Origin of the sequence: Neotamlana laminarinivorans (assembly GCF_020523925.1) — a bacterium.
GTDB lineage: Bacteria > Bacteroidota > Bacteroidia > Flavobacteriales > Flavobacteriaceae > Neotamlana > Neotamlana laminarinivorans.
The window spans coordinates 86658-108160 of record NZ_JAJAPW010000003.1 but is presented as its reverse complement, the minus strand read 5'-3'; the positions used below and the strand labels follow the sequence as shown (position 1 = coordinate 108160).

Here is a 21503-nt window from a genome sequence, read left to right as displayed (position 1 = left end):
AATTTTTGGAATGATTATATTGGTTGTTTAAATGGCTTTTTTGAGAACAATTTTAGCATTATCATTTTTTGCTACTTGCTTTCTAAAATCGCGATAGGCTGTATATTCCTGCTTATTATAACGCCCACTTTTAATTAAAAGCTTACGTTTGTAAACTATATTATCGCCTTCTTTTTTTGCTGAAATATTGTAAACACCGTATTTGTTTGTTATTTCAACAGCTTCGGGAATCGCTTCAATTTCATAACCTTTTGGAATTTCGTAAACAAACTCATCTTCATCTAAATATCCACGTTGAATATCTACTGGCAACTTACGACTTGCATATCGTTTAGGTACAAACGTATTTTTGTTAAATGCATTTAAAGGAAAAAATACCCTATTACCATTTAACGATGCATAATCTCTTGCTGTTAAGTTTAATGTTTCGGTAAACTCAACATCATTTTTATTATTGGTAAAATTGTAAGTATCAACCTCTAGATTATTTACATAATCCCAGGTTTCTTTGTAATATTCAATAATATCTTTGCTTGCTTGACGCTCAATATAAAATCTGTTATCGTACTGTGTCCCTTTTGTTTTTATATTTAAATTAGCAGAAATACTTCCGTTTGCATTTAATTTAATTGTAGCATTTGTTTTTTGAAGATTTAAGGTATCGCTATAAACCGTTGTTCTAACAATTTCGCTTCCGTTGGGTTTCACCATCAATACGTTACGATTATCTGTAAAATCGCCAATAAAATTAAACGGATGGATTTGACTCGTACAGTCTACCCAAATTAAATCATTATTTTCTTTTGGAATTGCCAATATAATATGATTACCTTGAGCTAAAGATGCAAAGTCTGGCTCGAAACCAATAATATCTTTACCCGCTTCAACCACACTGTAATAAGACGTTACACCTACAACATTTAATAATGCCTTTGTGTAATTTGTTAACCCCTTACAATCGCCATATTTTAATTGATCTACTTCTAGCGCAGGAATGGGTTGAACACCTCCAATACCTACTTGCACACTAATATATCTAGTATTATTTTGAACAAAATCAAACACTATTTTGGCTTTCTCTATAGGATCTGAAACACCATTAGTAAGCTCTAAAATTTTTTGTTTTGTTTCGTCTGACACAACATCTCTACCCTGTAATAAAGCTGTATTTACCCAATCGCCAAATTCTAGCCAATTTTTCGCTTTTCCTTTATAGCCATAAAACTGAAATTGGTCTACTGCAACCATAACTTTAGGAGTAAACTCTGAAAAAGTTGGACTTAAATCTTCTGGTTTTAATGCCTTTACATTTTCTAAGGAGTAATTTAATGCGTTAGTTGATGTGTTTGAATTAATGTTGTATCCTTCAAAAAACTTTTCTTTAAAACGTAATCCTAAATTGGCATTATCTATTAAATTGTATTTACTATTTTCTACAGATAGATAATAAGATTCCATTGGCATCCAAGATGGAATACCTGCTGAATTCGATGTTTCAATTTCACAAGTAAACTCAACAGTATACGGATAATTAACAGGCGTATAACCCATATACAAAACACGTGAATCTGAATAAAGTGTACCTCCATCTACAGCGCTATGGTCTATAAAATCCTTTTTTTTATAATGTTCTACTTCTTTCCCTGACGCATCGTAAATAAAGGCTTCAATTTTTTTAATTTTATAATACTTATCGTAACCGGAATAAGCGTTAACCGAAGAATTTCCATTTTCGTTTAAAACCGTAACAATTCGCTTTTCGGTAATGGTAACAGCATCAACGGCATTGATAGAAATATTAATATCGTTTAAGCGTATAACAGCGTTAGCACTTGTTGTTAGGTGGTTTGGAATGTTGTAGCTAGATTGAAGATTTTCTTGTGAAAAAGATAATGAAGCAACCAAAAATAAAAGGCAGCTAAATGTTTTTAATTTAACCATATAAATAGTTAGTACTCGTTTTAATTATTACTTAATTTCTTAAGAATTTATAATTGAGAGAAAACCTTTAGCTATTATCAGGTTAATTAAAATTCCTTCATCAAATATAAAAAAACAGAAAAACTAGCACAGTAATTTTAAGAAAATTCGATAAAAGGTAAACTATTCTCTGTTTTTAGAATCTATAATAATAGTAACAGGACCATCGTTAAGAAGCTCTACTTTCATGTCGGCACCAAATTCTCCGGTTTGTATTCTTTTTCCTAAATCGACCTCAAGTTGCTTAACAAAACTTTCATATAACGGAATGGCAATATCTGGTTTTGCTGCTTTTATATAACTGGGACGATTGCCCTTTTTTGTAGAAGCATGTAAGGTAAATTGGCTAACAATAATAATATCGCCTTCAACATCTTTTACAGACTTATTCATAACTCCGTTTTCGTCGCCAAATATGCGAAGATTAACTACTTTATTGGTAAGCCATTTTATATCGTCTTGAGAATCTTCGTTTACAATGCCGAGTAAAATTAAAAGCCCAGTTTTAATATTGGCTACTTTTTCGCCTTCAATAGTAACGCTTGCTTTGGTTACACGTTGTATTACAATTTTCATGTTTTAATCGTTATCCCAATTATCTGTTCGGTAATGCTCTTCGTCTCCTTCAATAATTTGCAAATAGCTTCGGTAACGCGAAAAGGCAATCTCATCGTTATCTAAAGCGGCTTTTACAGCACATTTTGGTTCTTTTACGTGTAAACAGTTATTAAACTTACAATCTTGTTTTAATTTAAATATTTCAGGAAAATAGTCGCCCACTTCCTCTTTATCCATATCTACAACTCCGAAACCTTTTATACCAGGCGTATCAACAATACTAGCATTAAAGCTTAAGTCGTACATTTCGGCAAATGTTGTTGTATGTTGCCCTTGCATATGTTGGCTCGATATTTCTTTTGTTTTTAAATTTAAGGATGGCTCTATAGCATTTACCAAAGTAGATTTACCAACACCAGAATGACCAGAAAACATACTCACTTTCCCTTCCATTAAGGCTTTAACTTTGTCTACATTTTTTCCTGTTTTTGCAGAAACACCAATACACTCGTAACCAATTTCACGATAAATATGCGCTAAATAACGTACCTCATCGAGGGTTTCTTTATCGTAAGCATCAATTTTATTAAAAAGAAGAATGGTTTTAATAGAATAAGCTTCGGCTGTAACCAAAAACCTGTCGATAAAACTGGTTAATGTTGGCGGATTGTTTATGGTTATCATTAAAAAAACCATATCTAAATTTGATGCAATAACATGTGTTTGTTTAGATAGGTTTACCGATTTACGCACAATAACATTTTTACGATCGTGTATTTTATGTATAACGCCGGTTTCTTCCTTATTATTAGTTTCTAAATCAAAATCTACAATATCGCCAACAGCAATGGGGTTTGTACTTTTTATACCTTTAATACGAAATTTGCCTTTTATTCGGCATTCGTAAGCTTTACCGAGCTCTGTTTTAACGGTATACCAACTTCCTGTAGATTTATAAACTTTACCTGTCATTCACTAATTTTATAATGCAAATTAACAACTTTTAATGCATAAAAAAAGCCTCGCAATGCGAGGCTTTTTATTTTATCCGTTAATTACCTTTTCTTGGTGATTAATTGATTCTTGGTGAATAGCTTTAAACATTTTTAAAATAAACTCTTCACTTAAACCGTGTTGCTCACCTTCAAGCACCATTTTACCTAAAATTTCGTTCCAACGTTTAGATTGTAAAACAGCTACGTTTTTCTTTTTCTTTAAAGCACCAATAGAATCGGCAGCAACCATACGCTTACCAATTTGCTCGATAATTTGGTTATCAATTACATCTATTTGAGCTCTTAAGTTATTTAAAGCATTGTTATACTCTGCTTCCTGATCACTTTCTTTACGAATTTTTAAATCTTTCATGATTTGCACTAAAGTTTCTGGTGTTACTTGTTGTGCTGCATCACTCCATGCATTTTCTGGATCGTAATGCGTTTCAATCATTAATCCATCAAAATTTAAATCTAAAGCAGTTTGCGATACATCAAAAATCATATCACGCTTACCTGTAATATGCGACGGATCGTTAATTAATGGAATATCTGGGAATTTATTTTGAAATTCGATTGCTAACTGCCATTCTGGAATGTTACGATATTTTGTTTTTTGGTATGTAGAGAATCCTCTGTGGATAGCTCCAATATTTTTTACACCAGATTTGTAAATACGCTCGATACCACCTAACCATAATGATAAATCTGGGTTAACTGGGTTTTTAATTAAAACTGGCTTATCTGTACCGTTTAAAGCATCTGCAATTTCTTGCATAATAAATGGAGATACTGTTGAACGCGCACCAATCCATAATAAATCGATATCATGCTCTAAAGCTAATTTTACGTGAGCTGCGTTGGCAACCTCTGTACAAACTTTCATTCCGGTTTCTGCTTTTACTTTTTGTAACCATTTTAAACCTAATGCGCCAACACCTTCAAAGTTTCCTGGACGCGTTCTTGGTTTCCAAATACCTGCTCTAAAATAGCTTACATCTGTATTTTTTAGCTCGTGAGCAATTTTTAGTACTTGTTCTTCGGTTTCTGCACTACATGGTCCTGCTATTACTAATGGATGATCTAGTTTTAAATCATCTAACCATGTTCTCATTTCTTTTGTGTTTTCCATAGTGTTTAAAATTTCAAAAAATAAAATTCCAAAGGGGGTTATTTTATATTAATCTTGGTATTTAATTTTTTTAGTTTCTGTGTTATTTAATTTATTCCTTTTAAAATATCTTTTATATAATTTGTATTCTCCATTTCATTGTAAATGGCCTCGAAATTATCTTGCTTCATTAACTCTTTAAACTGTGTTAAATTGGCAATATATTCTTCTAATGTTTCAATTACATTAGCTTTATTTTGCTTAAAAATTGGCGTCCACATGGCGGGCGAACTTTTTGCCAAACGAACCGTTGAAGCAAAACCACTACCAGCCATATCGAAAATATCGCGTTCGTTTTTTTCTTTTTCAATTACTGTTTTACCCAACATAAACGAACTTATGTGCGATAAATGTGAGACGTAAGCAATGTGTTTGTCGTGTGCTTCTGGATTCATATAACACATGCGCATGCCTATATTTCTAAACATCTCTAAAGCCTTTTCTTGAAGCTTAAATGCTGTTTTTTCTACTTCGCAAATAATATTTGTTTTACCTACAAATAAATTATTTATTGCGGCACTCGGTCCAGAAAATTCGGTTCCGGCAATAGGGTGCATTGCTAAATAATTACGACGTTTTTCATGATTTTCAACCGCTTTACAAATATCTAGTTTTGTTGAACCAACATCTACAACCAAAGTGTCGTCATTTACTTTATTTAAAATAACTGGTAATAGTTTTTCGGTAGCATCAACAGGAATTGAAACAATTACCAAATCGGCTTTATCAAGATCATCAAAACTTGATTTTTCATCAATTAAATTAAGAGATAATGCTTCATCTAGTACTTCTTCCTTTTTATCTATACCAAATACTGTAACGCTAGAATCTAGTGTTTTTATATCCTTTACAAGGCTTCCGCCTATTAAACCAATACCTATTACAAATATATTTTTCATTTAGCTAACTCTTGTTATGGCTTCTTGTAAATCTTCGGTTGTGGCACAAAGTGAAAAACGAATATACCCCTCGCCTTGACTACCAAAAATAGTACCTGGTGTTATAAAAATATTATGTTCTTTTAAAATGGTGTCAATATATTCTTCAGACTTCACAAATTCTGGCAATTTTGCCCATACAAATAAACCTGAAGCTTCTTTGCTGTATGTACAGTTTAAAGATTCGGCAAGTTTCCAAACTAATTCTCTACGCTTTTGGTATACACTGTTTAATGTTGCAAACCACATTTTAGAACATTTTAAAGCTTCTATAGCACCTTGTTGCAATCCGTAAAACATGCCAGAATCCATATTACTTTTTACTTTTAAAATGCTACTTATGTAATTACTATTTCCTGTAACCATACCTACTCGCCATCCTGCCATATTAAAGGTTTTACTTAAGGAGTTTAGCTCTAAACAAACTTCTTTAGCTCCTTCTGTGCTTAGAATACTGGTTGGTTTTTGGTTTAATATAAAACTATAAGGATTATCATTTACAATTAAAATATTGTGTTTTTTACCAAAAGCAACCAATTCTTCGAATACATATTTTGTAGGTTTTGCTCCTGTTGGCATATGCGGATAATTTACCCACATTAACTTTACGTTACTTAAATCGTTTTGCTCTATTGCTTTAAAATCTGGCATCCAATTATTAGCCGCATCTAACTCATAATACACAGGATTTGCTTGAACCAATTTTGTTACCGATTGGTATGTAGGATATCCTGGGTTTGGAATTAAAACACCATCACCTTCATTTAAAAAAGCCATAGAAATATGCATAATACCTTCTTTACTTCCCATTAAAGGCAAAACTTCTGTATTAGCACTAAGGCTTACATTAAAGTTGTTTTTATAAAATTTAACCATAGCCTGTCGTAACTCTGGCAAGCCCTGATAACTTTGGTATTTATGAGCAGCAGGATTTTTTAAACTATTTACCATAGCATCAACCACTTTGGATGGTGGTTGTAAATCTGGACTACCAATACCTAGATTTATAACGGGTTTCCCGTTAGCAATCATTAAATTTACTTCTCGTAATTTTTTTGAAAAGTAGTATTCTTCAACGGTTTGTAAACGATTTGCTACATTTATCATAGCTTTGCATTTTTATATTCACCTAAAACCTTAAAGTCTTCGGCCATTATGTTTATAATAGATTTTGCTTTATCGAAATCGGCATAACTCTCAAAAGTTACATCAACGAAAAAAGCATATTTCCAGGGTGTTTCTGCTATTGGTAACGACTGTATTTTAGTTAAATTTAATTTACAATCGCTCATTACATTTAAAATTGTAGCTAAACTGCCTCGCTTATGATTGGCTGTAAACTTTAAAGAAGCTTTATTTATATCGGCTTTAGCTACCTCAGAATTTGTACGTTTTACAATTGCAAAACGGGTTTCGTTATTTTTTATGGTTTGTATGCTTTTTGCCAATATATCAAGCTCAAAAATTTCGGCAGCTAGCACACTTGCAATGGCTCCAATTCCTTCTAGTTGTTTTTCCTGTATGCGTTGTGCTACCTCTGCTGTATCTTTATCTTCAACTAATTTAATATGCGGGTGCTGTTTAAAAAACGCTTTACACTGTAATAATGCCATAGGGTGCGAATACACTTCTTTAATATCCCCTATTTTTTGTCCTTTAAGCGCCATAAGGTTGTGCTGAATATCAAGATAATGCTCACCAACTACATGTAAACCATAATCGTCTATTAAAGCATAATTGGGTATAATTGAGCCAGCAATAGAGTTTTCTAGAGCCATAATTGCAGCATCACATTCTTTGGTTATTAATGCATCTACCACCCTATCGAATGTTAAACATTCAATAATAGCCACCGGATTTTCAAAAAATTGTTCTGAAACAATATGATGAAACGATCCTTTTACACCTTGTATTGCTACCGTATTAATCAACCTCTAAATTTTTAACTTATTAATAAAAAAAAGTCCCGATTTTCATCGAGACTTATATTCTAATTTATTATTTTAAATTATACATACAACGCCTCGTTTCTTTTGCTGAAAAAGAAATAAAAGAAGTTAAAATATGTATAATATCCTGTCATCGTCATAATTATGCCGCTAAAGTAATTATTTATTTAAAAAAACAAAGCAGATAAAATAGTTTTTTATGGTTTTACTAAAATTTTTTAAGATTTTACAGTAAAACTCAAATTACGTTGTATAATCGTTTATTTTTGAATAAATTTTTTTGAATATGTCTATTGAAGTAAAAGAGGTAACAAAACTATACGGAACCCAAAAAGCTTTAAATAAAGTATCTTTTAAAGTTAGTAAACCCGAAATAGTAGGTTTTTTAGGGCCAAATGGCGCTGGAAAATCTACAATGATGAAAATTTTAACCACTTATATTTCTGCTAACCAAGGAGAAGCCATTGTAAACAACCATAATGTAGCTTTAAATAAACAACAAGTACAACAAAGCGTGGGGTATCTTCCGGAGCACAACCCGCTGTACTTAGATATGTTTATAAAAGAGTATTTAAACTTTAACGCCAACATTTATAAGGTTAATAAAAAGCGTATAGCAGAAGTTATTGAGCTTACATGTTTAACACCCGAAGCTCATAAAAAAATTGGTCAGCTATCAAAAGGTTATCGCCAACGTGTTGGGTTAGCAAATGCTTTACTACACGACCCAGAGGTTTTAATTTTAGATGAACCCACAACAGGTTTAGACCCCAACCAGCTTGTTGAAATTCGAAACCTTATAAAAACTATAGGAAAAACTAAAACCGTATTTTTATCTACTCACATCATGCAAGAGGTTGAAGCTATGTGCGAGCGTGTGATAATAATTAATAAAGGAGAAATTGTTGCCGACAAAAAACTTAAAGATTTACGCAACGAGCAAGAACAAGTTGTTATTGTAGAGTTTGATTACCGTGTAGAAGATGCCTTTTTAAAACGATTGCCAAAAGTTAGTCATGTTGTGAACACTCATGATTTTGTTTACGAAATTACTTTTAAAACGACAGAAGACATGAGATCGCATGTATTTGATTTTGCTCATGATAATGAACTCAAAATTCTTCAATTGAATCAGAAAAACGCAAATTTAGAGTCTTTATTTAGAGATTTAACAGCATAACCGCAAAAATTATTTAGAATGATAAAAATCATCTTTCAATAATTAAAACAATCCTAATTTTGTATTATTATTAACTGAAAAATGAAGGATATTTATTTAAAACAATTCTAAATAACTATCTTTGTGACACAAAAAAATTATCATGAGTAAAGGTATTTATGTAGCAACCATGGAACCCAACAGCGGAAAATCTGTTGTTGTACTTGGGTTAATGCGAATGCTACTAGGAAAAACAGCTAAGGTAGGTTATTTTAGACCAATTATTGAAGATGTTGAAGAAGGTGAAATGGACAATCATATTAAAACGGTTGTTTCACATTTCGAAATTGATTTAAACTACAAAAAAACCTTCGCTTTTAAACGCAGTGAAGTTCTAGATTTATATAACCAAGGAAAATCTGGCTATGTAATTGACGAAATCATAAAAAAATACAAACGCCTTGAGGATAATTTCGATTTAGTTTTAGTTGAAGGTACCGATTTCTCTCATGAAAACTCAAGCTTAGAGCTTGATATTAACATGTTAATCTCCAAAAACCTAGGATTGCCTGTAATTATTGTAATTAACGGAGATCGTAAAAACGAAAAAGACCTTTTAGATAATGTACAGTTAGCCTATGACACCTTTAAAGCTGAAGTAGATGTGTTATCTATAATGGCAAACAAAGTTACTGTCGAAGACACAAATACACTAAAAAACAAATTAAAAGACCGCATACATGCTAAAACAAGTATATCGGTTATTCCAAAAATACACAGCCTAGAAAACCCTACAATAAAGGAAATAGCAAAAGCCCTTGATGCCAAAGTATTATTTGGTAAAGATATGCTTAATAACCAAGTGCAAAACTCTGGGGTTGGTGCAATGCAACTACGTAACTATATCACAAAATTAAAAGAAGGCTCTTTAGTAATTACATCTGGAGATCGTGCTGATATTATTTTAGGATCTCTACAAGCACATATATCAAAAAATTATCCAACAATTTCTGGAATTGTTTTAACTGGTGGTTTAATTCCTGAAGAATCCATTTTAAAACTTATTGAAGGACTTTCTAGTGTTGTACCTATTTTAAGTGTAAACAAAGGCACTTTTAATGCTACTAATGCCATAGGAAAAGTAAAATCTAGAATTTATGCTGAAAACACAGACAAAATTAACATCGCCATTGCATCTTTTGAGAAACATGTTAACACTAAAAAATTAGCAGATAGTTTAGTTACATTTAATTCTGAAATATTTACACCAAGAATGTTTCAATATAACCTGTTACAATCGGCTCTTAAAAACAAAAAACATATTGTTTTACCAGAAGGGTATGATGAGCGTGTGTTACGAGCAACAGCAAAATTAGTTGGCGCCCAAGTAGTAGATATAACCTTAATTGGAGAAATAGATAAAATACAAGAACGTTTAATACGCTACGACATACCTCTAGATTTAAGTAAAGTTAATGTTGTTTTCCCAACAGAGTCACCAAATTTTGATGATTACGTAAACACCTTTTACGAATTAAGAAAACACAAAGGTGTTAATATTGATATGGCTAAAGATGCCATGTCTGATGTATCCTACTATGGCACAATGATGATTCATAAAGGTCATGCAGATGGTATGGTTTCTGGAGCTGTACATACTACACAACATACATTAAGGCCTGCTTTACAATTTATAAAAACAAAACCTGGTGCTAACATTGTATCTTCTATATTTTTTATGTGTCTTGAAGATCGTGTATCTATATTTGGAGATTGTGCCATAAACCCAAATCCTAATGCCGAACAGCTTGCTGAAATCGCAATTGCTTCTGCCGAAACCGCAAAGAATTTTGGTGTAGAGCCTAAAGTAGCAATGCTTTCATATTCTTCAGGTTCGTCTGGCAAAGGTGAAGAAGTAGATAAAGTAAGAAAAGCAACTGAAATTGCTAAAGGCTTAGCTCCTGATTTAAAAATTGAAGGCCCAATACAATATGATGCCGCTGTAGATATGCGTATTGGAAAAAGCAAACTACCAGACTCTGAAGTTGCAGGACAAGCTAGCGTTTTAATTTTTCCAGACCTAAATACAGGAAACAATACCTATAAAGCCGTGCAAAGAGAAACTGGCGCTCTAGCCATTGGACCTATGCTACAAGGCCTTAACAAACCCGTAAACGATTTAAGCCGTGGCTGTACCGTAGATGATATTTACAGCACCGTAATAATAACTGCTATTCAAGCCCAAGACCAATAAAACCATATGCAAGTACTTGTACTAAACTCCGGAAGCTCATCTTTAAAATTTCAACTTTTTGCCATGCCAGAAGAAACTATTATTTGTGCTGGTGTTGTTGAACGTATTGGCTTTACAGATGCTAAGTTTAAATTTAAATCTGAACATAAAAACGTTGAAACCGAAACAAAAATATTAACACACAAAGCCGCTTTAAAACTAGTTGCTAAACATTTATTAGATAAAAAAGAAGGTGTTTTAAAAACCGCAGAAGACATTAAAATTGTTGGCCATAGAGTTGTTCATGGCGGTATGCACTTTAACGATACTGTTGAAATTGACCAAGATGTAAAGGAAAAAATAAAATCGCTTTCATCTTTAGCTCCTTTGCACAACCCTGCTAATTTAGAAGGTATTATGGTTGCTGAAACTATTTTTCCTACAGCAAAACAAGTTGCTGTTTTTGATACTGCATTTTTACAATCTGTGCCTGAAAAAGCTTACAAGTATGCCATTCCAAACAAACTTTTAACTAAGCATCACATTCGTATGTATGGGTTTCATGGCACAAGTCATAAGTATGTTTCAGAGCAAGCCAATAAATTTCTTAACAAATCAGAATCTAAAATTATAACTATTCACTTAGGAAATGGTTGTAGTATGACAGCTGTAAAAGATGGCAAAAGCATTGATCATTCTATGGGCTTTTCTCCTTTAGATGGTTTAATTATGGGAACGCGATCTGGATCTATAGACCCTTCAGTAATTTTTCATTTAAAAGATAATTTAGGCTATTCTGTAAAAGACATTAATAAGCTTTTAAATAAAGAAAGCGGCATGTTAGGTTTAACTGGCTACAGCGATTTAAGAGATATTGAACTGAAAGCTTCGGAAGGCAATAAAGACTGCCAATTAGCTTTACAAATGAACACCTATCGTATAAAAAAATACATTGGTAGTTATGCTGCGATTTTAAATGGCTTAGATGCTATTGTGTTTACCGCTGGAATTGGTGAAAACTCTAAAGCTATAAGAAAAATGGTTTGTGAAGATTTAGACTTTTTAGGCATTAAGTTAGATGTTGCTAAAAATGATTTAAGGTCTGATACTACAAGAGCTATAAATACAGACGATTCCAAGGTTCAAGTTTTAGTTGTACCTACTAATGAAGAATTAGAAATAGCTAAACAATCTGTTAGCCTATTCGTAAATTAATCGCCCTGTATATTGTTGTTCAACATCAACAACATTAGGTGTATTTACTGTTATTACATTTCCTGTACCCGATATTTTTCCTGTTAGGGATTGTATCGGGTTTACAATCATATCGTTTGAGCTTCTATTCCAAATATTTATATTTTGAGCTTCAAAATACCGGCCTTCAAATCGTGAAGTTCCTGAAGCAAAAGTAACACTCATAGTATTGGTTTGACCAGAAATATAGCAATTAGAAATACCGTTAAAAACCAGACTAAAGCTATTGTTATTAATTTCTAAATTAAAATCACCACTTAAAAACGTATCGGGTTCGCTATAATCTTCAGAATAAATAGATAAACTTGGGTATGTTAATACGCCATTGGAACTTATTGGGTATTGGGTAGAACTTCTAATTTGAGTAATATTGGGAGCTGTAATATAAAATTTAGTTACACCATAATCTCGCACATAATTGCAGGTATTGTTATCGGTTAAAACTAATTCTCCCTCCGTAACAACTGCAGTAACATCATTTAATAAATTTTTTCCAGTTTCAACTTGTACGCTTTGCGTTTCTCCTTCCGTTAGAACTAATTCAATATCTCGATTTACCCAAATTTTCGTAAACTCATCTACAAAAAATTCATGTTGAATAATATCTCCAGACTTCTGAAAACAATCGTTAGCATTTTCGCTATTACAAGCAACAAAGAACAACACATAAATTATGTAGCTTAATTTTTTCATTAGTTATTTCTATATATTACAGAAGACCTTAATTTGTATTTTTATGGATTAGTAGACCATAACGAAGCACTTTTTAACATAGCACGCTTAGGTAATTTTAAACCAGCTACAATCAATTCTGCAAAATCATCTGGTTGCAAAACGCTATCTTCAGAATCCTTTGTTGCAATTCCTAAATCTATAGACATATCTGAAGCAATAGTACTTGGTGTTAAAGTACAAACACGTATATTATTTTTTCTTACCTCTTTCATTAAAGATTCCGAGAAACCTATAACGGCAAACTTTGATGCCGAATATGCCGATGTTGTAGCATTACCATTTAAACCAGCTGTAGACGATACATTTATAATTTCACCATCATTTTTATTTACTAAATGCGGCAATACTTCTTTAGTTACATAATACATGCCCAAAAGATTGGTTTGTATAATGTTAGTCCAATCTGCAACTTCCATATCTAGAACCGATCCAAATGCAGCAATTCCTGCATTATTAACTAAAATATCTACAGAACCTAAATCACTAACAATACTTTCAATACTTTGTTTTACTTCGTCGTAGTTTCCAACATCAAAAACTGAATATATTGCCTTCACGCCTAAGTTTTCTATTTCTGTTACTGTTTCTTTTAAAACAGTTTCATTTCTTCCGGTAATAGCAACATCAATACCTTCTTTAGCAAAAGCAATAGCCGTCGCTTTCCCTAAACCTCTTCCGCCGCCTGTTATAATGGCCTTTTTTCCTTTTAAATGTGACATGATTTATATGTTTTTAATTGATTGTTACAACCTAATTCCTACACCAAACTCCACCGCTTCAGCTTTAGCGCCGTGCGATTTTAACGTTACAGCTCCAAAAACTTTATTACCAAAATATCGTTTTAAACCTATTCGCATGTACATGCGCCCTTCAAAATCGTATGGATAATACACATAGTACCCCAATTGGGTTAATAACGACATTTTATTTATAAACAACTCATGACCTGCAAAAACACCCACACGTTTATAATCTTCATCTCCGGACACATTTGCCTCTGGAAAAGACACACTTTGGTAGTAAATTAATTCTTCTAGAAACTTCGAAAAAAACACATCGGTTCCTAATTGAATGGCACTTTTTCTATTAATTCGTTTATCTGCATAACCAGAAAATATATAAAACGGAAATTGCCCCATGCCAACCACGTCGCTTTCATTTATACCAAACCTAAATGCAATGTTATATTTTATGGGTTCAGTATATTTTTTATCGGTTTCTTCTAATGTATATTGATATTCTGGCTCAACATTATCTAAATTATAAGTGACACCTAAATTTAAAGCTATAGTATTTGTACTTGCATTTGGTGCCTTTACATTGGCGTTAGAATAATGAAGTAATGTTAAACCCGCCTGTATACCAAACCTATTAAAAATACGTTCTTTTTTATAATTTAGCATAGCAAATGTACTGCTTAATATATGACTGCCATAAGCTGTATTTTTATAATTAGTTCCCTTATCGTAAGCCTTATCGGCGTAAGCCAAACCTTGACCTACTCTAAACATCAAATGCCTATTAAAAAAATAAAAATTGTAATGCGCATACAACGAAGCTAACGTACCTAAAACATCAGGGTTTTTCATGCTTTGATAAGAATAAGTAACCCCATAATCTGGATAATTATAGCGTTGTTCCCATGCTTCAAAACCATAGGTTTTTTTATTCCAGCTAATTAAATAACCTTCTGGATGTCCTTGAATTAAATGCAAAATATCATTATTATGCAAGGCTATATTTCCTTTAAAATAATTAACATCAACATAAGACGAATGTGTTTTATTCTGTGCTAAAACAGAAATAAAACAAAAACACAACAGGGCAGATAATAAAAACTTCATTAATAGGTTTTGTACCGTAAAAGTAATTATTTAAAATAAAGCTTCGGCAATAGCTTGCACATTATCGCTTTTTCCCATAGAATAATAGTGTAAAACAGGTACTCCAGCAGCTTTTAACTCTTTCGATTGTTTAATTGCCCACTCAATACCAACTTGTCTAACCGCTTTATTATCCTTACAAGCATCAACAGCATTAATTAATTCTTCTGGTAAATCTATACTAAACACATGAGGCAATAATTGTAAATGCCTATTAACAGCAAGCGGTTTTATACCCGGAATTATAGGAATATTAATACCTGCCGATTTAGCCATTTCAACAAAATCGAAATACTTTTGGTTATCAAAAAACATTTGAGTTACCACATAATCTGCTCCAGCATCAACCTTAGCTTTTAAACGCTTTAAATCGGTTTGCAACGATGGTGCTTCCATGTGTTTTTCTGGGTAACCGGCAACCCCAATACAAAAATCGGTTTTAAACTGGGTTAAATTTTCTTCATGCAAAAACTTACCATTATTAAGGTCCGTAATTTGTTGCACCAATTCGCAAGCATAGGTATGTCCACCTTTAGTTGGCTCGAAATATTTTTGGTGTTTCATAGCATCACCACGAAGCGCCACTACATTATCAATTTCCAGATAATGGCAATCTACCAACATATACTCGGTTTCTTCTTTGGTAAAACCACCGCACAAAATATGCGGCACCGGATCAACGTTATATTTATGCTTTAAACTTACCGAAATACCAAGAGTTCCTGGGCGTTTTCTAACTGTTTTGCGGTCTAAAAGTCCGTTTTTTTCAACATAAACATACTCTTCACGCGAGGTGGTTACATCAATAAATGGCGGATTAAACTCCATTAGAGGATCGATATTGTTATACAAATCCTGAATATTTTTTCCCTTTACCGGTGTTACAATCTCAAACGAAAACAAGGTTTTTCCGTTGGCCTTTTTAATATGTTCTGTTACCTTCATAACTCGCTTTTATAATTTCCGCAAAGGCGGAAATCTCTTCAATAATTATTATTTATTTTTTTGGCGTTACCCTATCGGGTCGCGCTTTCCGTTATATCTTTTTCTCGTTCCTCAAAAAAGGATGCCACTACAATGGCTAACGCGGGTTTGCCAAAGGTACAATTTCAAAAAATCATGACTTTTGGCTAACCTTGGTATAAAGCTTTTTTTTCAGACCTGTCAGGTTATAGAAACCTTACAGGTCTAAAAACGAAATCTTGTTACAATCCCAACAAACATTGGGACTGAATAACAATATATCTCCTTAACTTTAAAAAGATCCTGAAACGAGTTCAGGATGACACATCCAACGTGTTGTTACACAAAATAAGAAACCGTTAACGCAGCAACAGTTAACATTAAAAGTTGAATAAAAAATTTAACCTCTGTAGAAAATTTAAGTCTATTCATTTTCATCGTTTTTTTGCTGCAAAATTCTTATTTATATAGCTTCAATTTGTTACCGAAAAAGCAACAAATTGTTAAGTTAACTGTTCAATAGATTTTTTACTGTTTCGTAACCATCTTCATATTCCCAATACACCCATCGACCATCTAAACAATCGATTAAAACATATTTTTCACTCACCGATTTTATTCTAGAAACAGCAACCAACTTTTTTGAAAAACCATCTAAATCAACACGTTCTAATATTTCTTTATTGTTTTCATCAAAACCATGGCATACCATATGGCTTCCTAAAGTTAACTCTATAAATTTCATCTTTATTTTCTAATCTGCTAAATTGGGATGTAACCATTTTCTAGCTTTCTCTAACGCTATACCTTTTCGTTCGGCATAATCTTTAACTTGATCGTCGGTTATTTTACCTAAACCAAAATACTTTGCTTCTGGGTTAGCAAAATAATACCCCGAAACCGCAGCAGCTGGCCACATAGCTAAACTTTCTGTTAGCGTTACGCCAATAATTTTTTCAACCTCCAGCAATTCCCAAATGGTTTCTTTTTCTAAATGATCTGGACACGCTGGATAACCTGGCGCCGGACGAATGCCTTTATAGCTTTCTTTAATTAAATCGTCGTTGGTTAAATCTTCATTTTCGGCATAACCCCAATGTTTCGTTCTTACTTCCTTATGCAAATATTCGGCAAAAGCTTCAGCAAAACGATCGGCAATAGCTTGAGCCATAATGGCACTGTAATCATCATCTTTAGCCTTATAACTTTCTGCTAATTCTTGAGCCCCGAAAATAGCGACACAGAATGCGCCAATATAATCGGTTTTTCCTGAACTTTCTGGTGCAATAAAATCAGCTAAAGCATGGTTTGGAATACCGTCACGTTTTTTTAATTGCTGTCTTAATGTCCTAAAAACGGCAATTTCTTCACCCTTCTTTTTAACAGAAATATCATCATCGTTTATGGTATTAGCTTCAAACAAACCAAAAACCGCTTTAGGTTTTAATAGTTGTTTAGCTATAATGTCTTGCACCATTTCTTGCGCTTCATTAAAAAGCACTGTTGCTTGCTCGCCAACAACATTATCTTTTAAAATATTTGGATATTTACCGTGCAAATCCCAACTTCTAAAAAACGGACTCCAATCTATAAACGGCAACAATTCTTTTAAGCTTAATTGCTTAAACATTTGCACACCCATAGCTTTAGGCTTTACAATTTCGGAAGTTTCCCAATCGATGTTATATTTACGCGCTCTAGCTTCGTTTATAGTTATATACGATTTCTCTTTACCTCGTTTTAAAAACTTGGTTCTAAATTCGTCGTAATCTTTTTTAAGTTTAGACACGTATTCGTGTGCTGTTTGTTTGTTTAACAAGTCGCCCACTACTGTTACCGCTCTAGAAGCATCATTTACATGAACTACCGCGTTTTTATACTGCGTATCTATTTTTACAGCCGTATGCGCTTTAGATGTTGTTGCTCCACCAATTAATAACGGAATGTCGAAATTTTCGCGCTGCATTTCTTTTGCTAAATAAACCATTTCATCTAACGATGGTGTGATTAAACCGGACAAACCAATAGCATCAACGCGCTCTTTTATAGCGGTTTCAATAATTTTTTCGGGAGGCACCATAACCCCTAAATCTACAATTTCGTAGTTATTACAGGCCAGCACCACACTTACAATATTTTTACCAATATCGTGAACATCGCCTTTTACCGTTGCCATTAAAATTTTACCAACAGGCTCTGAGTCTTCAGTTTTTTCGGCTTCAATAAATGGATTTAGGTAAGCCACAGCTTTTTTCATTACACGTGCCGATTTTACTACCTGTGGCAAGAACATTTTTCCTTCGCCAAACAAATCGCCAACTACATTCATACCAATCATTAAATGGCCTTCAATAACATCAATTGGTTTTTCGGATTCTTGTCGCGCTTGTTCAATGTCTTCAATAATAAAAGCATCTAACCCTTTTACTAAAGCGTGCGTAATTCTGTCTTGTAACGGGTTTTCACGCCAAGATAAATCAACTGTTTTTTCGGCTTTTGAGCCTTTTACAGTTTCGGCAAATTCTAGCAAACGTTCGGTAGCATCGTCTCTTCTATCTAAAATAACATCTTCAACATGCTCTAATAAATCTTTAGGAATATCGTCGTAAACTTCCAACATAGTTGGGTTTACAATACCCATATTCATACCTGCTTGAATAGCATAATATAAAAATACGGAATGCATAGCTTCGCGCACACCGTTATTACCTCTAAACGAGAACGACACGTTACTTACACCACCACTTACACTAACATTTTCAAGATTTTGACGCACCCATCGGGTTGCTTCAATAAAATCGATAGCATTTTTTCGATGTTCTTCCATTCCTGTTGCAACTGGAAAAATATTTAAATCGAAAATGATATCTTCTGATGGAAAACCTACTTTGTTTACCAAAACATCGTAAGATCGTTCGGCTATTTCAATGCGTCTTTCATAATTATCGGCTTGCCCAACTTCGTCAAAAGCCATAACAATTACTGCGGCACCATAGCGTTTTATTTGTTTGGCTTCCCAAATAAATTTTTCTTCTCCTTCTTTTAACGAAATGGAATTTACCACACATTTACCTTGTACCACTTGAAGACCAGCTTCGATAATTTCCCACTTAGAACTATCAATCATTATTGGCACACGACAAATATCTGGCTCTGCGGCAATAAGATTTAAAAAACGAACCATAGACTCTTTGCCGTCTATAAGTCCGTCGTCCATATTAATATCGATAATTTGCGCACCACCATCTACTTGATGACGTGCAATATCTAAAGCTTCATCAAATTTTTCTTCTTTAATTAAGCGTAAAAATTTACGTGAACCTGCTACGTTAGTTCGCTCACCTACATTTATAAAGTTGCTGTTTTCGTTCAGGACTAATGGTTCTAATCCTGATAAACGCATATATTTTGATTGTTTCACTTTCATTAATCTATTCGCTTTAAAGAGACTTTTCGACTGCGCTCAAAGTGACAGCTTCACGTGGTTCATATTTCGCAGCAATATTTGCTATAACGCGAATATGTTCTGGACTTGTACCACAACAACCACCAATAATATTTATTAAATTCTTTTTTAAGTAAGCTTCAATTTGCTCGCCCATTTCTTCTGGAGATTCATCGTACTCACCAAAAGCATTAGGTAAACCTGCATTTGGATGTGCCGAAATTGCAAATTCGGTTTTATTGGCAATGGCCTCTAAATGTGGCTGTAACAAATTGGCTCCTAAAGCACAATTAAATCCAACAGATAATAACGGAATATGTGAAACCGAAATTAAAAACGCTTCGGCGGTTTGCCCCGATAAAGTTCGTCCTGAAGCATCGGTAATAGTACCGCTAAGCATAACAGGAATTTCTAAATTTCTTTCGTCCTTTACTTCTTCTATTGCAAATAATGCTGCTTTTGCATTTAATGTATCGAAAACGGTTTCAACTAATAAAATATCTGCGCCACCATCCATTAAAGCTTCAACTTGTTGTTTGTATGCTATTCGTAATTCATTAAACGTTACGGCTCTGTAACCCGGATCGTTTACATCTGGCGACATACTTGCTGTACGGTTTGTTGGCCCAATTGAACCTGCTACAAAACGTGGTTTATGTGGTTCTTTTTTTGTGAATTCTACAGCAACTTCTTTTGCTATTTTAGCAGATTCGTAGTTAAGTTCGTAAACCAAATCTTCCATTTGGTAATCGGCCATAGCAATGGTTGTTCCCGAAAAGGTATTGGTTTCAATAATATCGGCACCAGCCTCGAAATACTTTGCGTGAATGGTTTTTATAGCTTCGGGCTGTGTAATAGACAACAAATCGTTGTTTCCTTGTAACGGCGTTGGGTAATCTTTAAAACGCTCGCCACGAAAATCTTCTTCTGTAAACTTATAGGCTTGTAGCATGGTTCCCATGGCACCATCTAACACCAAAATGCGTTCTTTTAAAGCCTTTCTTATATCTGACATTTCTTCAATATTTTTTCATTCTGAAGTATACACAATCAGCATGAAATGAATTATTTAATGAGAAACTGAAATCCTTTCAGTTTAACACAACTTAATTTTTATTTTATATGATGTTTCAAGAAAAGCAAGTAGAAAAACGCTTCGTTATCTGCCTAATTACTTTTACAATTAGTAGAATTTAGCACCTTCCCCGAAAAATCGGGAGGTTGCCAAGGTTTCATTGGGTCTAGTCCCTCTACCTTTCTTGATAACATTTTTATATTAATGAACTAGTGCGCAAAAGTAACACAATTAACTATAATTTTTATGCTAAAACTTTAAATTTCTGCTGTTTTCTCGACCAAAACCTTTAATTAAAATGGAGTCTTTAAAAACGGTAGCTACTGAATATGCTGTACTATCTGCGAAATCGACCATGCCTTTATAAGTAACGTAATGTACGCCTTTGCGTTTAAAGTAACCACCAGCATGATTATGACCGTTAAAATAAAACTTTACATTATTGTAGTTATCTATGGTTTTAAAGAACTGATTGTAGTTCCATAAACTATGCATGGTATCTTTTTCGGCTACTGGAAAATGACAATAAAAGCCAACATTTTCGTTATTTTTAACGGATTGTTCTAACTCCGATTTCACCCATTTTAACTGCTCAAAACTTAATCCGCCATTCCATTTTTGAATGTTTTTATAACCTTCGGATTTAAGCTGATTGTACATCGAATCGGTTTCAGCCTTTTTAGCTTCAGTTAATGCTCCGAAAAAGCTTAAATCATTACCATCTAAAACAATAAATCGCCAGTTATTATTAATAATGCTATAATAGCCATTTTGAAGCCCCATTTTATTAGCTACATTTCCTTTTAAAGAATCGGCCACACTAAAATCGTGGTTTCCTAAAACGTGATGATGTTCCGATTTTAAATTATTCCAAATGGGTAAAACCGAATCGAAACTAGCAAAATCTTTATCTATAAAATCACCTAAATGAACAGTATAATCTAAATTATAAGTATTTAGTTCTGAAACAGCTTTTGCTAATTTTTGAGTTGATTTTTTATAATATCTACCAAAATCGGTGTTAGGTTCACAAAAACAATATTGGCAATCGGCAACAATACCAATTTTAAAATTTGAAGCAGATTGTTGCTTCGCTTGCTTGACCTTTTTTTTACAAGCAAAAAAACTAATTACTAAACCAAATAGCAGTAAAAATTGTTTCATT

Annotated in this window: 18 protein-coding genes and 1 riboswitch; of the genes, 3 read left to right on the top strand and 15 right to left on the bottom strand. The window is 33.3% G+C overall.

The window, feature by feature from the left end; genetic code table 11:
- Window positions 1-27: 27 nt before the first annotated feature.
- The 7 genes from LG649_RS07225 to LG649_RS07195 form a co-directional block, all read right to left on the bottom strand.
- Entirely contained in the window at window positions 28-1941 is a 1914-nt protein-coding gene (locus LG649_RS07225) for a DUF3857 domain-containing protein (protein ID WP_226542801.1), read from the bottom strand.
- A 162-nt stretch (window positions 1942-2103) separates the two neighbouring features.
- A complete protein-coding gene (gene dtd, locus LG649_RS07220) occupies window positions 2104-2556 on the bottom strand; it encodes a D-aminoacyl-tRNA deacylase (RefSeq protein WP_226542799.1) in 453 nt (150 codons plus the stop codon).
- A 3-nt stretch (window positions 2557-2559) separates the two neighbouring features.
- Window positions 2560-3510 (bottom strand): ribosome small subunit-dependent GTPase A, encoded by a 951-nt coding sequence (gene rsgA / locus LG649_RS07215; protein WP_226542797.1) that lies wholly within the window; start codon window positions 3508-3510, stop codon window positions 2560-2562.
- Between the two features lie 72 nt (window positions 3511-3582).
- Window positions 3583-4665: a bifunctional 3-deoxy-7-phosphoheptulonate synthase/chorismate mutase type II gene (locus tag LG649_RS07210; RefSeq protein WP_226542795.1), complete on the bottom strand. Its 1083-nt coding sequence runs from the start codon at window positions 4663-4665 to the stop codon at window positions 3583-3585.
- A gap of 86 nt (window positions 4666-4751) precedes the next feature.
- Window positions 4752-5603, bottom strand: coding sequence for a prephenate dehydrogenase (locus LG649_RS07205; RefSeq protein WP_226542793.1), 852 nt, complete (start codon window positions 5601-5603; stop codon window positions 4752-4754).
- Entirely contained in the window at window positions 5604-6749 is a 1146-nt protein-coding gene (locus LG649_RS07200; protein ID WP_226542791.1) for a pyridoxal phosphate-dependent aminotransferase, read from the bottom strand.
- A complete protein-coding gene (locus LG649_RS07195; protein ID WP_226542789.1) occupies window positions 6746-7573 on the bottom strand; it encodes a prephenate dehydratase in 828 nt (275 codons plus the stop codon). Before LG649_RS07195 ends, LG649_RS07200 begins: the two co-directional genes overlap by 4 nt.
- A gap of 304 nt (window positions 7574-7877) precedes the next feature.
- Between LG649_RS07195 and gldA the strand changes: the two genes are divergently transcribed.
- The 3 genes from gldA to LG649_RS07180 all read left to right on the top strand — a co-directional run bounded on the left by gldA (window position 7878) and on the right by LG649_RS07180 (window position 12198).
- A complete protein-coding gene (gene gldA / locus LG649_RS07190) occupies window positions 7878-8771 on the top strand; it encodes a gliding motility-associated ABC transporter ATP-binding subunit GldA (RefSeq protein ID WP_226542787.1) in 894 nt (297 codons plus the stop codon).
- Between the two features lie 142 nt (window positions 8772-8913).
- A complete protein-coding gene (gene pta / locus LG649_RS07185; RefSeq protein ID WP_226542785.1) occupies window positions 8914-11004 on the top strand; it encodes a phosphate acetyltransferase in 2091 nt (696 codons plus the stop codon).
- A gap of 6 nt (window positions 11005-11010) precedes the next feature.
- Complete coding sequence (locus LG649_RS07180; protein WP_226542783.1) at window positions 11011-12198, top strand: acetate/propionate family kinase; 1188 nt, start codon at window positions 11011-11013, stop codon at window positions 12196-12198.
- Here LG649_RS07180 and LG649_RS07175 read toward each other — a convergent pair.
- The 8 genes from LG649_RS07175 to LG649_RS07140 form a co-directional block, all read right to left on the bottom strand.
- Window positions 12184-12930 (bottom strand): head GIN domain-containing protein, encoded by a 747-nt coding sequence (locus LG649_RS07175; RefSeq protein ID WP_226542781.1) that lies wholly within the window; start codon window positions 12928-12930, stop codon window positions 12184-12186. The two genes, LG649_RS07180 and LG649_RS07175, sit on opposite strands and share 15 nt — an antisense overlap.
- Before the next feature lie 41 nt (window positions 12931-12971).
- A complete protein-coding gene (locus LG649_RS07170; protein ID WP_226542779.1) occupies window positions 12972-13691 on the bottom strand; it encodes a 3-ketoacyl-ACP reductase in 720 nt (239 codons plus the stop codon).
- Window positions 13692-13715: 24 nt separating this feature from the next.
- Window positions 13716-14816, bottom strand: coding sequence for an acyloxyacyl hydrolase (locus LG649_RS07165; protein ID WP_226542777.1), 1101 nt, complete (start codon window positions 14814-14816; stop codon window positions 13716-13718).
- Between the two features lie 30 nt (window positions 14817-14846).
- Window positions 14847-15800, bottom strand: coding sequence for a methylenetetrahydrofolate reductase [NAD(P)H] (gene metF / locus LG649_RS07160; RefSeq protein ID WP_226542775.1), 954 nt, complete (start codon window positions 15798-15800; stop codon window positions 14847-14849).
- 526 nt (window positions 15801-16326) lie between these two features.
- Entirely contained in the window at window positions 16327-16563 is a 237-nt protein-coding gene (locus LG649_RS07155; protein ID WP_226542773.1) for a hypothetical protein, read from the bottom strand.
- 9 nt (window positions 16564-16572) lie between these two features.
- Window positions 16573-19245 (bottom strand): methionine synthase, encoded by a 2673-nt coding sequence (metH, locus tag LG649_RS07150; RefSeq protein WP_226542771.1) that lies wholly within the window; start codon window positions 19243-19245, stop codon window positions 16573-16575.
- A 13-nt stretch (window positions 19246-19258) separates the two neighbouring features.
- Window positions 19259-20278, bottom strand: a complete 1020-nt coding sequence (locus tag LG649_RS07145; RefSeq protein WP_226542769.1) for a homocysteine S-methyltransferase family protein — start codon at window positions 20276-20278, stop codon at window positions 19259-19261.
- A gap of 141 nt (window positions 20279-20419) precedes the next feature.
- Window positions 20420-20532: riboswitch (SAM riboswitch) on the bottom strand.
- Window positions 20533-20587: 55 nt separating this feature from the next.
- Window positions 20588-21502 (bottom strand): metallophosphoesterase, encoded by a 915-nt coding sequence (locus LG649_RS07140; protein WP_226542767.1) that lies wholly within the window; start codon window positions 21500-21502, stop codon window positions 20588-20590.
- Window position 21503 lies beyond the last annotated feature (1 nt).

What these genes read in the sequence shown, in the direction of transcription:
- metF (WP_226542775.1), bottom strand. Translation starts at nt 15,800, where the DNA reads ATGAAGGTAACAGAACATATTAAAAAGGCCAACGGAAAAACCTTGTTT.
- LG649_RS07225 (WP_226542801.1), bottom strand. Translation starts at nt 1,941, where the DNA reads ATGGTTAAATTAAAAACATTTAGCTGCCTTTTATTTTTGGTTGCTTCA.
- LG649_RS07205 (WP_226542793.1), bottom strand. Translation starts at nt 5,603, where the DNA reads ATGAAAAATATATTTGTAATAGGTATTGGTTTAATAGGCGGAAGCCTT.
- LG649_RS07155 (WP_226542773.1), bottom strand. Translation starts at nt 16,563, where the DNA reads ATGAAATTTATAGAGTTAACTTTAGGAAGCCATATGGTATGCCATGGT.
- pta (WP_226542785.1), top strand. Translation starts at nt 8,914, where the DNA reads ATGAGTAAAGGTATTTATGTAGCAACCATGGAACCCAACAGCGGAAAA.
- LG649_RS07145 (WP_226542769.1), bottom strand. Translation starts at nt 20,278, where the DNA reads ATGTCAGATATAAGAAAGGCTTTAAAAGAACGCATTTTGGTGTTAGAT.
- rsgA (WP_226542797.1), bottom strand. Translation starts at nt 3,510, where the DNA reads ATGACAGGTAAAGTTTATAAATCTACAGGAAGTTGGTATACCGTTAAA.
- LG649_RS07165 (WP_226542777.1), bottom strand. Translation starts at nt 14,816, where the DNA reads ATGAAGTTTTTATTATCTGCCCTGTTGTGTTTTTGTTTTATTTCTGTT.
- LG649_RS07200 (WP_226542791.1), bottom strand. Translation starts at nt 6,749, where the DNA reads ATGATAAATGTAGCAAATCGTTTACAAACCGTTGAAGAATACTACTTT.
- metH (WP_226542771.1), bottom strand. Translation starts at nt 19,245, where the DNA reads ATGAAAGTGAAACAATCAAAATATATGCGTTTATCAGGATTAGAACCA.
- LG649_RS07180 (WP_226542783.1), top strand. Translation starts at nt 11,011, where the DNA reads ATGCAAGTACTTGTACTAAACTCCGGAAGCTCATCTTTAAAATTTCAA.
- LG649_RS07170 (WP_226542779.1), bottom strand. Translation starts at nt 13,691, where the DNA reads ATGTCACATTTAAAAGGAAAAAAGGCCATTATAACAGGCGGCGGAAGA.
- LG649_RS07175 (WP_226542781.1), bottom strand. Translation starts at nt 12,930, where the DNA reads ATGAAAAAATTAAGCTACATAATTTATGTGTTGTTCTTTGTTGCTTGT.
- LG649_RS07210 (WP_226542795.1), bottom strand. Translation starts at nt 4,665, where the DNA reads ATGGAAAACACAAAAGAAATGAGAACATGGTTAGATGATTTAAAACTA.
- gldA (WP_226542787.1), top strand. Translation starts at nt 7,878, where the DNA reads ATGTCTATTGAAGTAAAAGAGGTAACAAAACTATACGGAACCCAAAAA.
- dtd (WP_226542799.1), bottom strand. Translation starts at nt 2,556, where the DNA reads ATGAAAATTGTAATACAACGTGTAACCAAAGCAAGCGTTACTATTGAA.
- LG649_RS07140 (WP_226542767.1), bottom strand. Translation starts at nt 21,502, where the DNA reads ATGAAACAATTTTTACTGCTATTTGGTTTAGTAATTAGTTTTTTTGCT.